Origin of the sequence: Micromonospora cynarisoli (assembly GCF_030518815.1) — a bacterium.
Taxonomy (GTDB): Bacteria; Actinomycetota; Actinomycetes; order Mycobacteriales; family Micromonosporaceae; genus Micromonospora; species Micromonospora wenchangensis.
Map to the genome: position 1 here is coordinate 3,760,827 of NZ_CP130426.1, position 14,611 is coordinate 3,775,437.

Below are 14,611 nucleotides of genomic sequence, written 5' to 3' on the forward strand. Positions count from 1 at the left end.
CGGCCAGTGTCGTCGATCGAGCGGGCCGGCCGCCATCCACGTCACCGTTCCGTAAGCAGCGGTCACCGTACGCGTCAGGGCGCACCGCCGACGATCGACGGTGCGCCCTGAGCTGGCGTACTACCGGGTCAGAAACCCGGGCCGTGCTGGTGGCCGTGACCGTGACCGTGGCCGTGCCCACCGGCGGCGGCCGGCTCCGGCTGCTCCGGCTTCTCGACCACCAGGCTCTCGGTGGTCAGCAGGAGACCGGCGATCGACGCGGCGTTGGTGACCGCGTTGCGGGTCACCTTCACCGGGTCGATGATGCCGGACTTCACCAGGTCGACGTACTCGCCCTGGGCGGCATCGAGGCCCTGGCCCCAGTCCTGGCCGGCGACCTTCTCCACCACCACGTAGCCGTCGTGGCCGGCGTTCTGGGCGATCCAGCGCAGCGGCTCGACCAGCGCCTTGCGCACGATCGAGACACCTACCTTCTCGTCACCGGTCAGGCCGAGGTCGTCGTCGAGCACCGAGCGGATCTGGGCCAGCGCAGCACCGCCGCCGGGAACCGTCCCCTCCTCGACCGCGGCCTTGGTGGCGGCGATCGCGTCCTCGATGCGGTGCTTGCGCTCCTTCATCTCGACCTCGGTGGCCGCGCCCGCCTTGATGACCGCGATGCCGCCGGAGAGCTTCGCCAGCCGCTCGGCCAGCTTCTCCCGGTCCCAGTCGGAGTCGGACGCCTCGATCTCCTTGCGGATCTGGGCGACCCGGTCGGCGACCTCGGCGGACTTGCCACCGCCGTCGACGACCGTGGTGTTCTCCTTGTCGACCACGACACGCCGGGCGGTGCCGAGCGCCTCCAGGCCGACCTGGTCGAGCCGGTAGCCCAGCTCCGGGGCGACCAGCTCGGCGCCGGTCAGGATCGCCATGTCCTGGAGCATCGCCTTGCGGCGGTCACCGAAACCGGGGGCCTTGACCGCGCAGACCTTGATGGTCTTGCGGATCGCGTTGACCACCAGGGTGGACAGCGCCTGGCCCTCGACGTCCTCGGCGACGATCAGCAGCGGCTTGCTGTTCTGGAGGACCTTCTCCAGCAGCGGCAGCAGCTCCTCGATCGCCGAGATCTTCTGGGTGGTGATGAGGATGTACGGGTCCTCCAGCACCGACTCCTGCGACTCCGAATCGGTGACGAAGTTCGGCGAGATGAAGCCCTTGTCGAACTGGAGACCCTCGGTCACCTCCAGCTCGGTGGTGAGGGTGGAGCCCTCCTCGACGGTGATCACACCGTCGCGGCCGACCCGCTCCATCGCCTCGGCGATCAGCTCACCGATGGTGGCGTCCTGCGCCGAGATCGTCGCGACGTGCGCGATCGACTTCTTGTCGGCCACCTCGACGGCCCGGCCGAGCAGCGCCTCGGAGACCTTGGTGGCCGCCGCGTCGACGCCCCGCTTGAGGCCGGTCGGGTTCGCCCCGGCGGCCACGTTGCGCAGACCCTCGCGGACCATCGCCTGGGCCAGCACGGTCGCGGTGGTGGTCCCGTCGCCGGCGACGTCGTTGGTCTTCGTCGCCACCTCCTTGACCAGCTGCGCGCCGAGGTTCTCGTACGGGTTGGTGAGCTCGATCTCCTTGGCGATGGTCACACCATCGTTGGTGATCGTCGGCGCACCGAATTTCTTGTCCAGGACGACGTTGCGCCCGCGCGGGCCGAGGGTGACCTTGACCGCGTCCGCGAGGGCGTTGACACCGTGCTCCAGCAGGTGCCGGGCGTCGTCCGAGAAGCTCAGGATCTTCGCCATGAATGTCCCTTCGAAGCGTCGTCGCCCCGGCCCGGCGAGCCGGACCGGGGCGACGACACGGGAATCGGTTGGTTACTTCTCGATGACCGCGAGAACGTCGCGGGCGGAGAGCACCAGGTACTCCTCGCCGGCGTACTTGATCTCGGTGCCGCCGTACTTCGAGTAGAGGACGGTGTCGCCGACCTTGACGTCGAGCGGCACGCGGTTGCCCTTGTCGTCGATCCGGCCGGGGCCGACGGCGAGGACGGTGCCCTCCTGCGGCTTCTCCTTGGCGGTGTCGGGGATCACGATGCCCGACGCCGTGGTGGTCTCAGCCTCGTTCGCCTGGACCACGATCCGGTCCTCGAGCGGCTTGATCGCAACCTTGGTCGCGGTAGTCACGGGCATACCCTCCTGGGGTACTTGGTTTCGTTGCCGGCCGAGAGTCCGACCAGCGTCAATCTGCCACATGCCACCGGGCGGGGCCGTCGTCGCGGGTGCCGGTCCGCCTGGCGTTCAGCACCCGGACCGGATGGCCCGGACGCTGGCACCCTCGGGGTGAGAGTGCTAATCGCAGGTTATTCCTCGGCTAGCACTCCGTCAAGGAGAGTGCCAATCTGCCGCCCTCCGTGTCGCCCGACGCGGGCCATGGTCAACTCAGGGGTGGCGATGTTGCGGTGACCACGCCGCTCGGACACGGCAACATCGGCCCACCTGAGCCGATCGCCCGGGCGGACCGGACAATGGGCGGGTGAATCTCGACCAGTTCGCCGCGCTGCGTACCGCCGAGGGGTCGGCCGTGCTCGCCGCGGCGGCCGGGGTGGCCGGCGGCGACCCGCTGGTCGCGGCGGCGGCGCTGCGCTCGCGCGGGGTGCCGGCCGGGCTGGCCGCCGCCGCGCTGACCCAGGCCGAGCTGCGCCGCCGGGCGGTCGGCAAGTTCGGCCCGGAGGCGGCCGGGATGTTCCTCACCCGCCCCGGCCTGGAGCAGGCCACCCGCCGGCCGGTCGCCGACCGGCGGGCCGCCCGGCTCGCCGCCGCCGGGGTGCGCACCCTCGCCGACCTGGGCTGCGGTCTCGGCGCCGACGCGCTCGCCGCCGCCCGCGCCGGCATCCGGGTGTACGGGGTGGAGGCCGACCCGGTCACCGCCGCGCTGGCCGCCGCGAACGCCGAGGCCGCCGGGCTGGCCGGGATGTTCACCGTGGAGTGCGGCGACGCGACGGCGTTCGACGTGACCCGGGTCGACGCGGTGTTCTGCGATCCGGCCCGACGGCGGGCCGGCACCGGACGGCGGATCTTCGACCCGGACGCCTACTCGCCGCCGTGGGACTTCGTCACCGGGCTGGCCGCACGGGTGCCGCACACGGTGGTGAAGGTGGCCCCGGGCGTCGACCACGCCCGGATCCCGGCCGACGCCGAGGCGGAGTGGGTGAGTGTCGACGGTGACCTGGTCGAGGCGGCCCTCTGGGGCGGCCCGCTCGCCGGGGTGCCCCGCCGGGCGACCGTCCTGAGGGGCGTCCCGCCGAGCGCGCACCGGCAGCGCCCGGCGGGCGGCCCGGCAACCCCCGGGGACCGGCCCACCGGTCCCGGTGCCGGGGCGACCGACGGCCACCGGCCGACCGTCCCCGGTGACACACCGGAGCAGAGCCACCAACTGACCGGCACGGGTGACGTCGAGGCGGGCGTCGGACCGGTACGGCGCTACCTGTACGACCCGGACCCGGCGGTCGTCCGGGCGCACCTGGTCGCCGAACTGGCCGACACCCTCGACGCGACGCTTGCCGACCCGAGCATCGCCTACCTCTACGCGGACGCCCCGCGCCCCACCCCGTTCGGGCGGTGCCTGGAGATCGTCGACGTGCTGCCGTTCTCGCTGAAGCGGCTGCGCGCGCTGCTGCGGGAGCGCCGGGTCGGCCGGGTGGAGATCCTCAAGCGGGGCTCGGCGCTGTCGCCCGAGCAGCTGCGCCGGGACCTGCGACTGGCCGGGGAGAATCCGGCCAGCCTGGTGCTGACCCGGGTGGCCGGGGCACCGACGGTGCTGGTCGGGCGACCGGTCGCGGACGGGGGCCCGCCGGGCTAGCGTGACCGGCATGGCGGGACAGGCCACTGCGGCGACGGCACTGCTGACCAAGCGGAGGATCGCCCACCGCACCCACCCGTACGACGTCGCGCCGGACGCGCCGAACTACGGCGCGCTGGTCGCGGCGGCGCTCGGCGTGCCGCCGGAGCGGGTGTTCAAGACGCTCGTCGCCGAGGTGGACGGGGCGCTGGCGGTGGCGGTCGTCCCGGTCACCGGCGAGCTGAGCCTCAAGGCGCTGGCCTCGGCGCTGGGTGGCAAGCGGGCCGCGCTGGCCGACCGGGCCGCCGCCGAGCGGAGCACCGGTTACGTGCGGGGCGGGATCAGCCCGTTGGGCCAGCGGCGACGGTTGCCGACGGTGGTCGACGTCTCCGCGCTGGACCACGACACCGTCTACGTGTCGGCCGGCCGGCGGGGGTTGCAGCTCCAGCTCGCCCCGGCGGACCTGGTGGCCCTCACCGACGCCGGCACCGCACGGATCGCCGCCGGCTGACCCGACGCCGGAAGCCCGTCGCAGACCGGACACGCAGCGTGATTACGGGGCGGGTGTCCCAGGGGTGACAACCGCGTTGCTGAATTGTTACCGCCGCCAACAAACTTCTGACCTCGGCAGTCTTGCGCCCGACTCACGGGCGGGAATACGTTGCCGGACACAACAAAACACCGACCACTCCTCCCCCACCCTCGAAAGGACCCGTGCAGATGCGCAAGGGCTTCCTCACCTTCGCCGCCGTGGGCCTGCTGGCCACCGGCAGCATGGCCGCCTGCGGCGACGACTCCAGCAGCAACGACGCCGGCGGCGACACCGCCAAGAAGCCGAAGATCGGCGTCATCCTGCCGGACAGCAAGTCCTCCGCCCGCTGGGAGACCGCCGACCGCAGGTTCCTCAAGGCCGCCTTCGACGCCGCCGGTGTCGAGTCGGACATCCAGAACGCCCAGAACGACAAGAACGCCTTCCAGACCATCGCCGACCAGATGATCACCAGCGGGGTCACCACCCTGATGATCGTCAACCTGGACTCCGGCACCGGCAAGGCCGTGCTGGACAAGGCGAAGTCGCAGGGCGTCGCCACGATCGACTACGACCGGCTCACCCTGGGCGGCTCCGCGCAGTACTACGTCAGCTTCGACAACGAGGCCGTCGGCAAGCTCCAGGGCGAGGGCCTGGCCAAGTGCCTGACCGAGAAGGGCGTCAAGAACCCGACTGTCGCCTACCTCAACGGCTCGCCGACCGACAACAACGCCACCCTGTTCAAGAACGGCTACGACTCGGTGCTCAAGCCGAAGTTCGAGTCGAAGGAATACACCAAGGGCCCGGACCAGTCGGTGCCGGACTGGGACCCGGCGCAGGCCGCCACGATCTTCGAGCAGATGCTCACCCAGACCGGCGGCAAGATCGACGGTGTGCTCTCCGCCAACGACGGCCTCGGCAACGCGGCCATCTCGGTGCTGAAGAAGAACAAGCTCAACGGCAAGGTCCCGGTGACCGGCCAGGACGCCGACGTGACCGGCCTGCAGAACATCCTCGCCGGTGACCAGTGCATGACCGTCTACAAGGCCGTCAAGAAGGAGGCCGACGCGGCCGCCGAGCTGGCCATCGCCGTGGCCAAGGGCGAGCGCAAGGAGACCGGGCAGACGGTCAAGGACCCGGAGAGCGGCCGGGACGTCCCGTCCGTGCTGCTGGAGCCGAAGGCGATCGACAAGGCCACCGTCAAGGACGTCGTGGCCGACGGCTACGTCGACAAGGCGAAGCTCTGCACCGGCGCGTACGCCGCGCTCTGCACCGCCAACGGCATCAGCTGACCGTACGACGAGCGTCGTACCCCGTCGACGCGACGCCGCCCGGCACGGAACCTCGTGCCGGGCGGCGCTCGCCGCCGGACGGGCTCCGAGATCTTCCCTCCGTCCGAAGGAGACCCCCGTGTCCGCGACCCCCCTGCTGGAACTGCGCGGGATCGACAAGAGCTTCGGTCCCGTCCAGGTCCTGCGCGACGTCGCCCTCGCCGCCCACGCCGGAGAGGTGACCGCACTGGTCGGCGACAACGGCGCCGGCAAGTCCACCCTGGTCAAGTGCATCAGCGGCATCTACCCGGCCGACGCCGGCGAGTTCCTCTTCGACGGCCGACCGGTGACCATCAACAGCCCCCGGGACGCCGCCACGCTCGGCATCGAGGTCGTCTACCAGGACCTCGCGCTCTGCGACAACCTCGACATCGTGCAGAACATGTTCCTCGGCCGGGAGAAGCACAGCGGGCTGGTGCTCGACGAGCCGACCATGGAACAGATGGCGGCGGAGACCCTCGCCGGGCTCTCCGTGCGGACGGTGAAGTCGCTGCGCCAGCACGTCTCCAGCCTCTCCGGCGGGCAGCGGCAGACCGTCGCCATCGCCAAGGCGGTGCTCTGGAACAGCAGGCTGGTCATCCTCGACGAGCCGACCGCCGCGCTGGGCGTGGCACAGACCGCCCAGGTCCTCGAACTGGTCCGCCGGCTGGCCGACAACGGGCTGGCCGTGGTGCTGATCTCGCACAACATGAACGACGTCTTCGCGGTCTCCGACCGGATCGCCGCGCTCTACCTCGGCCAGATGGTCGCCCAGGTGAAGACCACCGACATCACCCACTCGCAGGTCGTCGAGTTGATCACCGCCGGCCGTTCCGGCAACCTCGGTCTCACCGGCGAGCCGGTCACCGCCGGCAACGGCACCGGCGCGGGACCCGCCGACACCACTCCAGGAGGCGTTCGATGACCACCACCGCCGTGCGCAAGGAAGGCCCGGCGGCGGTCACGCCGCCGCCGACCGTCGGCAGCCACCTCCGCGGCTACTGGGGCCGGGTACGCGGCGGCGACATCGGCGCGCTGCCCGCCGTACTCGGACTGATCGTGCTCTGCACGGTCTTCTCGATCATGCGGCCGTCGTTCCTCACCGCCGGCAACTTCGCCAACCTGTTCACCCAGGGCGCGGCGGTCACCCTGATCGCCATGGGGCTGGTCTTCGTCCTGCTGCTCGGCGAGATCGACCTCTCCGCCGGCTTCGCCAGCGGGGTCTGCGCGGCCATCCTGGCCAACGTCGCCACCAAGGCCGGCTACCCCTGGTACGTGGCCGTGCTCGCGGCGATCCTCACCGGCGTGGTCATCGGCACGGTGCTCGGCTTCCTGGTCGCCAAGATCGGTATCCCGTCGTTCGTGGTCACCCTGGCCGGCTTCCTCGCCTTCCAGGGCATCGTGCTGATGCTGATCAGCGGTGGCGCCAACATCTCGGTCAACGACGAGGTGCTGGTGGCGATCGCCAACCGCAACCTGCCCCCGGCCGTCGGCTGGGCGCTGGCCGCCCTCGCCATCGGCGGGTACGCGGCCGTGCAACTGCTGCGGCACCGCAAGCGGCTGTCCCGGGGCCTGACCACCGACCCGATGGCGGTGGTGCTCGCCCGCATCGGCGGCCTGACCCTGATCCTCGGCATCGCGGTCTACATCCTCAACCAGGAGCGCAGCCGCAACGTCCTGGTCAACTCGCTCAAGGGCGTGCCGATCGTGGTGCCGGTCATCGCGGTGCTGCTGATCGTCTGGACCTTCGTGCTCCAGCGCACCAGCTACGGCCGGCACGTCTACGCCGTCGGCGGCAACAAGGAGGCCGCCCGCCGGGCCGGCATCAACGTCGACCGGATCCGGATCTCGGTCTTCGTGATCTGCTCGTCCATGGCGGCGGTCGGCGGCATCGTCGCGGCCAGCCGGGCCAACTCGGTGGACCCGAACACCGGCGGCAGCAACGTGCTGCTCTACGCCGTCGGCGCGGCGGTGATCGGCGGCACCAGCCTCTTCGGCGGCAAGGGCCGGGTCCTCGACGCCGTGCTCGGTGGCGCGGTGGTCGCCGTCATCGACAACGGCATGGGCCTGATGGGCTACAGCGCCGGGGTGAAGTACGTCGTCACCGGCGTGGTGCTGCTCCTCGCGGCCAGCGTGGACGCGCTGTCGCGCCGCCGCGCCGCCGCCTCCGGAACGCGCTGATCCGCGTACGCCAGCGGCGGGACATGGGGTGCCAGCGACGATGCGGGTAGGACCGAGCCAGGACGAGATCCGGCGGCAGAACCTCGGGGCGCTGCTCCGGCACGTCCACGTGCACGGCGCCACCTCCCGCGCGGAACTCACCACCGCCCTCGGGCTCAACCGCAGCACCATCGGCGCGCTCACCGCCGACCTGGCCGGGGCCGGACTGGTCAGCGAGGGGACACCGAAGGAGACCGGCCGGGCCGGACGACCGTCACTTGTCGTCCGGCCCGAGTCGGCCCGGGTCTACGCGTACGCGTACTCGATCGAGGTGGACCGGCTGCGGGCGGCGCGGGTCGGGCTCGGCGGCGAGGTGCTCGACCGCCGGGATCTGGACCGGCCACGGGACCTGGACGCCGGGGAGACCGTCCCGATGCTGGCCGGCGCCCTCAAGCAGATGCAGGAACGGGTGCCGCCGGGGTCGATCTGCGTCGGCGCCGGCGTCGCGGTCTGCGGCATGGTCCGCAAGGCCGACGGGCTGGTCCGGCTCGGCCCCACCACCGGCTGGGTGGACGAGCCGATCGGGGCCGCCCTCGCCGTCGAACTGGGCGTCGAGCTGCCGGTCACGGTCGGCAACGTGGCCGACGTCGCCGCGTTCGCCGAACACGCCCGGGGCGTCGCCGCCGGCTGCGACAACGTCATCTACCTGTACGGGGACGTCGGCGTCGGGGCCGGCATCATCGCCGGTGGCCGCCGGCTGACCGGTCACGGCGGGTACGGCGGCGAGGTCGGACACATGGTGGTGGTGCGCGACGGCACCCCCTGCGAGTGCGGTTCCCGGGGCTGCTGGGAGACCCAGATCGGCGAGTACGGGCTGCTGCGGGCCGCCGGCCGGTCCGACGCCCGGGGCCGCGACGCGCTGCTGGCCGTGTTCGACGCCGCCGACCGGGGTGACGCACGCGCCCAGACCGCCGTCCGGCACGCCGGGGACTGGCTCGGTTTCGGGGTGGCCAACCTGGTCAACATCTTCAACCCGGAGATGGTCATCTTCGGCGGCACCATGCGGGACCTCTACCTGGCCGCCGCCGCCCAGGTCCGCAGCCGGCTCAACGAGACCGGCCTGCCCGCCTGCCTGGAACACGTCCGGCTGCGTACCCCGAAACTCGGCGACGACGCGGCGCTGATCGGCGCGGCCGAGCTGGCCTTCGAACGGCTCCTCGCCGACCCGCTCGACGCCGCCTGAACGGACACCTCCCGACTCGTGCGCCGCCCGGTGAACTGATCGGCCCGACGGTCCGTACCAGTGGACGGACGGGCAGCCGGCGGGTCGCTGCCCGACAGGACAGGTCGGCCCGGATCGAGGAGGCACCGCAGCATGGCACCGCTGGATTCCGTACGTCGTCGGCGAGGGCACCGGACCCACCGGGTGGCGGTGCTGGTCGTCACCTTCCTGGCCGGACTGGTCGTGCTACCCGGCATGGCGGTCGCCGCACCCGGCGTCCAGTTGAACGCCGCTGACATGACGCTGCTCAACGGCGTCCGGTTGGCCGGCCTGTGGGAGATGCCGGCCGGCACGATGGCCGCCGAGAAGGGGCAGTCCGCGCGGGTGCGGGAGGTCGGCGCGGAGATCGCCCGTCAGCACGGCATCCTCGACGAGTTGGTGGTGCAGGCCGCCAACAAGCTGGGCACGACGCTGCCGAGCGATCCCACCCCCGAACAGAAGGGGTGGCTGACCGAGATGCAGAACGCCTCGGGTGCCCAGTTCGACCAGATCTTCGTGACCCGGCTCCGGGTGGCGCACGGCAAGATCTTTCCGGTGATCGGCGCGGTCCGGGCCAGCACCCGGGACAACACGGTGCGCAAGCTCGCCGACGAGGCCAACAAGTTCGTCAACGACCACATGGCCATGCTGGAGAGCACCGGGCTGGTCCGCTGGCAGCAGATGCCGCCGGCCGCCATCCCGGCCGCGCAGAACGACTCGCTGGTCGCCGCCGCCCAGGCCGGGGCCAATTCCGGCCCGTCGGTCGGGGTCAGCACCACAGTGGTCTGGGCGGTCTTCCTGCTGGCCCTCGGCGCGGGCGGCTACGCCACCTGGCGGATCACGCGCCGCAGTTGACCCCGCGCAGCTGACCCGACGGCCCGCCGGCGGCACCGCCGCCGGCGGGCCGTCGGGCTGTCCGGCCCCTCCGGTGCGGTCGGGCGACGACCGTCAGCGGTCGACCTGGGTGAAGTCCCAGGAGTGCGGGGGGCGGGCGAGCAGGGTGGCCGGCGGCTCGGGCAGCGACCGGGGGCTGCTGCGCCACTTCGAGACGACCACCACCCGGTGGTCGGTGGAGGAGAAGACCTCGCTGGACAGGTGCGACGGATCGTGCTCGAACTCCGGCAGCGCCGTCTCGCACACCCAGGTGATCAGGTCGGCGAAGCCGTACGCCTCGGCCCGTGCCTCCCACATCCGTACGATCACGTCGACCCTCCCCTCACACGCTGACCGTGGTCAGTGGCAACGCCGAGTCGGCGGGCAGGTCCAGCCGGCTCGGGCGTACCCCGGCGGCCACCAGGTGCGCCCCGAGCGCGGCGACCATCGCCCCGTTGTCGGTGCACAGCCCCGGGCGGGGCGTCCGGACCCGGATGCCGTGCCGCTGCGCCCGCTGCTCGGCCATCGCCCGCAGCCGCGAGTTCGCCGCCACTCCCCCGCCGATGACCAGGGTGTCGATCCCGTGTTCCCGGCAGGCGGCCAACGCCTTCCCGGTGAGCACGTCACAGACCGCCTCCTGGAAGGCCGCCGCCACGTCGGCCACCGGCACCGGCTCGCCGGCCCGCCGCCGCCCCTCCACCCAGCGGGCCACCGCCGTCTTCAGCCCGGAGAAGGAGAAGTCGTAACGGTGGGCGACGAGATCCTTGGCGGCGGTCAGGCCACGCGGGAAGGCGATCGACGCCGGATCACCGGCCCGCGCCTCCCGGTCGATGTGGGGGCCACCCGGGAACGGCAGGCCGAGCAGCCGGGCCACCTTGTCGAACGCCTCACCTGCCGCGTCGTCGATGGTCGCGCCCAGCGGGGTCACCCCCCGGGCCAGGTCGTCGACCCGCAGCAGTGAGGAGTGTCCACCGGAGACCAGCATGGCGATCGCCGGAGCGGGCAGCGGACCGTGCTCCAGGGTGTCCACCGCGACGTGGGCGGCCAGGTGGTTCACCCCGTACACGGGCTTCTCGGCGGCCAGCGCGTAGCCCTTCGCGGCGGCCACCCCGACCAGCAGCGCCCCGGCCAGGCCGGGACCGGAGGTGACCGCGATCGCGTCGATGTCGGCGAGGGTCACCCCCGCCGCGCGCAGCGCCCGGTCCATGGTCGGCACGATGGCCTCCAGGTGCGCCCGGCTGGCCACCTCGGGCACCACCCCGCCGAACCGGGCGTGCTCGTCCACGCTGGAGGCCAGCGCGTCGGCGAGCAGGGTGTGCCCGCGCACGATGCCCACCCCGGTCTCGTCGCACGAGGTCTCGATCCCGAGGATCAGCGGTTCGTCAGCCATGGTCCGTCCCGTCCGCGCCCGGTTCCGCGTCGCGCCGCATGACCAGCGCGTCGGTGTTGCTCGGTTGGTAGTAGCCCCGCCGTACGCCGACCGGCTCGAACCCGTACCCCGCGTAGAGCCGCTGGGCGGGGGCGTTGTCGACGGCCACCTCCAGCAGGACGCTGCCGACCCCGCGCCGGGCGGTCTCGGCGAGCAGGTCCTCCAGCAGCGCCCGGCCGATCCCGCGCCGCTGGGCGTCCCGGCGGACCGCGATGTTCTGCACCCACGACTCGCCGCCCGGGTCGACGGCCAGGCCCGCGTAGCCCAGCAGCGACCCGTCGGAGTCCAGGGCGACCCGGTAGTGGTGGCCGCTGGCCAGTTCGTTCCAGAACATCGCCGGCGACCACTGTTCGGCACCGAACAGGTCCGCCTCGATCGGCAGCACCTCGGCGACGTGCCACCAGCGGAACCGGTCGACGCGCACCGTCACGGCAGCACCGACTTACGGCTGGTCGCCGCGACCGCGTCCGGTCGCCGCAGGTACAGCGGGGTGAGCGTCTCACCGGGGGCACCCGCACGGACCCGGGCGGCGGCCAGGGTGACCAGGGTGGCGGCGTCCGGGTAGCGGGGTTCGGCGCGCAGCGGCAGGCCGAGCACGTCGGCGTACCGGTGGGCACCGTCACCTACCGCCTCGGTGACGGCCAGTTCCCGGGCGCGGGCGGCGGCGACCGCCGGGGCGTCCACCTCCGGCCCGACGATCCGTCGGCCGCCGCCGTCGTAGACCGCCCAGTAGACCTCTTTGCGCCGGGCGTCGGCGGCGACCAGCACCCGCTGCTCCCCCGCCGCCGTGGTGCCGGCGGTCGCGGTGCCGGTCGGGGCCGGGCCGGGGAGGCCGATGCCGTCGAGGGAGCAGACGCCGTACGTGGGGATGCCCAGCACCTGGCCCATGGCGGCGGCGGTGACCAGCCCGACCCGCAGACCGGTGAAGGGGCCGGGGCCGAGCCCGGCGACGATCGCGCCGAGGTCGGCCGGCCGGGCGTCGACGTCGGCGAGCACCGCCCCGACCTGGGGGGCGAGCAGTTCACCGTGGGCCCGGGCATCGACCGTGCACCGGTACGCCCGCAGCGCGACGCCGTCCGCCGTGACCTCGGCCAGCGCCGCGGTGACCGCGGGGGTCGAGGAGTCCACCACCAGTACGAGCACGGTAAGCCAGCCTAGCCGTCGACCGCGCCCCCCGGTCACGCCCCGCCCGCTCCTCGCCCGCTACCCCCGCCCGCGCTCTCGCCCCTCGCCCGCTACCCCTCGCCCTCGACACCCGCCCGCGCTCTCGCCCCGTCCCTCGCCCACTACCCGAGCCCGCGCTCTTCCCGCTCCTCGCCCTCGGAATCGCCCCCTGTCCCGGCCCCACGCTTCGGCCTCGGAACAGTCCCTCGGTTCCGTCCCAGGTCCATGCGTCACTCTCGGTCTGTCCCCTGCCCCCTGCCTTGGTCCCGACTGCGCCCTCCCCCACCCCTGTTCGTCCGGCTGTCGGTGCTGCCTCGGCTCCTGGTCTTCGACAGGCGTTCCGTAGTCCTCGGTCTCACCGGCGGACAGCCGGGTGGGGAGCCGGCCGGGGTGGGAGTGGTATCCGACGTAGCGCGGTATGCCTGTGAGTCATATTTATGACTCACAGGCATACCGCTCACCGCCGGCACATCATCATCTGGAGATGTCGGAGAGTAGTCGACTCGCCACGGAGATCGCCGCGCTGCTCCGCCGGGAACGTGGTGCGCAGCGGCTCACCCAGCAGCAACTGGCGGATCGGGCGGACGCGAGTCAGAGCGCGGTGGCTCGGGTCGAGCGCGGTGAACGGGTGCCGAGCCTCGACCTGGTCGAGCGCCTCTTCGCCGCCCTAGGTCGGCAACTCGCCGTCGCCGCCGAGCAGCTCGACAGCCACCTCGACGCCGAGATGGACGTGTTGGTCGGACGGTCGCCCGCCGACCGGATCGACGAGCTGGGGCTGGACCGGCTGCTCGACCGGCTGGGCGACCTGCCCCACCTGCTGACCGGCAGCACCGCCGCGCTGCTCCAGGGTGCGCCCGTACCGGCCGACGCGGTCGAGATCGCCGTCCGGTGGCGCGACTCCGCCCGGTTCACCGCCTGGCTGACCGCCGCCTACGGGCAGCGCTGGAACGCCAGGTGGGGTGAGTTCGGTGGCCTGTACCTGGAACCGGAGGAGCCGGGCGAGCACCACTGGACGACCCGGTACGGCGAGATCCGCGCGCAGATGTGCGACGAGTTCCCGGAGGCGATCGAGGTGCGACACGGGGAGCGCAGCTACCGGGTAGTCCCGCTGGTCGCCGTGGAGCTGACCGACCCGCGGGCCGCCGCGCTGCTGCGCCGGCACCGGCAACGCGCCGCCGACGGCCGTACCCCGGACGTCGGCCCGGCCGCTCGGACCGGGCCGTGAGCACCGCGCCGACGATGTCGAGCGCCGTGCTCGCCCCACCACTCCACGATGCGGCGCACCACCACGCGCTGCCGCCGAACGCGGCCACCGCGCACCGCCGACGTCAGCCGGCGGCGCGCGGTGCGGACGGTGACCGCCGGGTCAGCCGGCCGAGCGCTCCCAGTCGATCGGGGGCAGACCGACGTCGGCGAGGGCCTTGTTGGTGGCGCTGAACGGGCGGCTGCCGAGGAACCCACGCGGGTTCATCGGGCTCGGGTGACCGGCCTCCAGCACCACGTGCCGGGGGTTGGTGACCAGGGCCGCCTTCTTGCGGGCGTAGCCGCCCCAGAGCAGGAAGACCACCGGCTCGTCCCGGGCGTCCAGGGCGCGGATGGTCGCGTCGGTGAACTCCTCCCACCCCTTGTTGCCGTGCGAACCGGGGCTGGCCTGCCGGACGGTGAGCACCGCGTTGAGCAGCAGCACACCCTGCGCCGCCCACCCGTCCAGGTTGCCGCTGCGCGGCTTGGGCACACCGAGGTCCTCGCTCAACTCCTTGAAGACGTTGCGCAGCGACGGCGGCACGGACACCCCCTCGCGCACGCTGAAGCTCAGCCCGTGCGCCTGCCCCGCCTTGTGGTACGGGTCCTGTCCGAGGATCAGCACCCGGCACTGCTCCGGGCCGCACAACCGGTAGGCGGAGAAGAGGTCCTCCAACGGCGGGAAGACGGTCTGGGTGGCGTACTCGCGGGCGACGAACTCGGCCAGCGCCGCCGTCCGGGCCGGGTCCAGGTGCGGGGTGAGCACGGCACGCCACGCCTCCGGCAACAGCGCCAGCAGGTCGAGGGTGGGGGTGTCGTCGGGCATCGGCAAC

15 protein-coding genes are annotated in these 14,611 nt (G+C 72.6%); 8 read left to right on the top strand and 7 right to left on the bottom strand.

The window, feature by feature from the left end:
• Positions 1 to 128 precede the first annotated feature (128 nt).
• Together groL and groES are read right to left on the bottom strand one after the other, a co-directional pair.
• Positions 129 to 1,775 (bottom strand): chaperonin GroEL, encoded by a 1,647-nt coding sequence (gene groL / locus Q2K16_RS15915; protein ID WP_302738287.1) that lies wholly within the window; start codon positions 1,773 to 1,775, stop codon positions 129 to 131.
• A gap of 72 nt (positions 1,776 to 1,847) precedes the next feature.
• Positions 1,848 to 2,162 carry a co-chaperone GroES gene (groES, locus tag Q2K16_RS15920; RefSeq protein WP_084261531.1) on the bottom strand — a complete coding sequence of 105 codons (315 nt, stop codon included), beginning with the start codon at positions 2,160 to 2,162 and terminating at the stop codon, positions 1,848 to 1,850.
• Positions 2,163 to 2,505: 343 nt separating this feature from the next.
• On the opposite strand from groES, the gene Q2K16_RS15925 reads away from it, so the two are divergent.
• The 7 genes from Q2K16_RS15925 to Q2K16_RS15955 all read left to right on the top strand — a co-directional run bounded on the left by Q2K16_RS15925 (position 2,506) and on the right by Q2K16_RS15955 (position 9,925).
• Entirely contained in the window at positions 2,506 to 3,831 is a 1,326-nt protein-coding gene (locus Q2K16_RS15925) for a THUMP-like domain-containing protein (protein WP_302738293.1), read from the top strand.
• A gap of 10 nt (positions 3,832 to 3,841) precedes the next feature.
• Positions 3,842 to 4,321 carry a Cys-tRNA(Pro) deacylase gene (gene ybaK / locus Q2K16_RS15930; protein ID WP_302738295.1) on the top strand — a complete coding sequence of 160 codons (480 nt, stop codon included), beginning with the start codon at positions 3,842 to 3,844 and terminating at the stop codon, positions 4,319 to 4,321.
• 209 nt (positions 4,322 to 4,530) lie between these two features.
• Entirely contained in the window at positions 4,531 to 5,631 is a 1,101-nt protein-coding gene (locus Q2K16_RS15935) for a sugar ABC transporter substrate-binding protein (RefSeq protein WP_302738297.1), read from the top strand.
• Between the two features lie 118 nt (positions 5,632 to 5,749).
• Complete coding sequence (locus Q2K16_RS15940; protein ID WP_302738299.1) at positions 5,750 to 6,574, top strand: ATP-binding cassette domain-containing protein; 825 nt, start codon at positions 5,750 to 5,752, stop codon at positions 6,572 to 6,574.
• On the top strand, positions 6,571 to 7,830 hold the full coding sequence (locus tag Q2K16_RS15945; RefSeq protein WP_302738301.1) for a sugar ABC transporter permease: 1,260 nt from the start codon (positions 6,571 to 6,573) through the stop codon (positions 7,828 to 7,830). The genes Q2K16_RS15940 and Q2K16_RS15945 overlap by 4 nt, the downstream gene beginning before the upstream one ends.
• A gap of 40 nt (positions 7,831 to 7,870) precedes the next feature.
• Entirely contained in the window at positions 7,871 to 9,052 is a 1,182-nt protein-coding gene (locus tag Q2K16_RS15950) for an ROK family protein (RefSeq protein ID WP_302738303.1), read from the top strand.
• Positions 9,053 to 9,184: 132 nt separating this feature from the next.
• Positions 9,185 to 9,925 (top strand): DUF4142 domain-containing protein, encoded by a 741-nt coding sequence (locus Q2K16_RS15955; RefSeq protein WP_302738305.1) that lies wholly within the window; start codon positions 9,185 to 9,187, stop codon positions 9,923 to 9,925.
• A 93-nt stretch (positions 9,926 to 10,018) separates the two neighbouring features.
• Here the strand turns inward: Q2K16_RS15955 and Q2K16_RS15960 are convergent, their stop codons facing one another.
• Genes Q2K16_RS15960 through tsaB form a run of 4 tightly spaced genes read right to left on the bottom strand, consistent with a single transcriptional unit; the run spans position 10,019 to position 12,515 of the window.
• Positions 10,019 to 10,273 carry a hypothetical protein gene (locus Q2K16_RS15960; RefSeq protein WP_302738306.1) on the bottom strand — a complete coding sequence of 85 codons (255 nt, stop codon included), beginning with the start codon at positions 10,271 to 10,273 and terminating at the stop codon, positions 10,019 to 10,021.
• 13 nt (positions 10,274 to 10,286) lie between these two features.
• On the bottom strand, positions 10,287 to 11,333 hold the full coding sequence (tsaD, locus tag Q2K16_RS15965; RefSeq protein ID WP_302738307.1) for a tRNA (adenosine(37)-N6)-threonylcarbamoyltransferase complex transferase subunit TsaD: 1,047 nt from the start codon (positions 11,331 to 11,333) through the stop codon (positions 10,287 to 10,289).
• The gene (gene rimI, locus Q2K16_RS15970; protein ID WP_302746504.1) at positions 11,326 to 11,796 is read right to left on the bottom strand and encodes a ribosomal protein S18-alanine N-acetyltransferase; all 471 of its coding nucleotides are present in this window, start codon (positions 11,794 to 11,796) and stop codon (positions 11,326 to 11,328) included. The genes tsaD and rimI overlap by 8 nt, the downstream gene beginning before the upstream one ends.
• 2 nt (positions 11,797 to 11,798) lie before the next feature.
• Positions 11,799 to 12,515, bottom strand: a complete 717-nt coding sequence (gene tsaB / locus Q2K16_RS15975; RefSeq protein ID WP_302738308.1) for a tRNA (adenosine(37)-N6)-threonylcarbamoyltransferase complex dimerization subunit type 1 TsaB — start codon at positions 12,513 to 12,515, stop codon at positions 11,799 to 11,801.
• 505 nt (positions 12,516 to 13,020) lie between these two features.
• On the opposite strand from tsaB, the gene Q2K16_RS15980 reads away from it, so the two are divergent.
• Positions 13,021 to 13,761 (top strand): helix-turn-helix domain-containing protein, encoded by a 741-nt coding sequence (locus Q2K16_RS15980; protein ID WP_302738309.1) that lies wholly within the window; start codon positions 13,021 to 13,023, stop codon positions 13,759 to 13,761.
• A gap of 141 nt (positions 13,762 to 13,902) precedes the next feature.
• Here Q2K16_RS15980 and ung read toward each other — a convergent pair whose 3' ends face one another.
• Positions 13,903 to 14,604, bottom strand: coding sequence for a uracil-DNA glycosylase (gene ung, locus Q2K16_RS15985; protein WP_302738310.1), 702 nt, complete (start codon positions 14,602 to 14,604; stop codon positions 13,903 to 13,905).
• Positions 14,605 to 14,611: the final 7 nt, after the last annotated feature.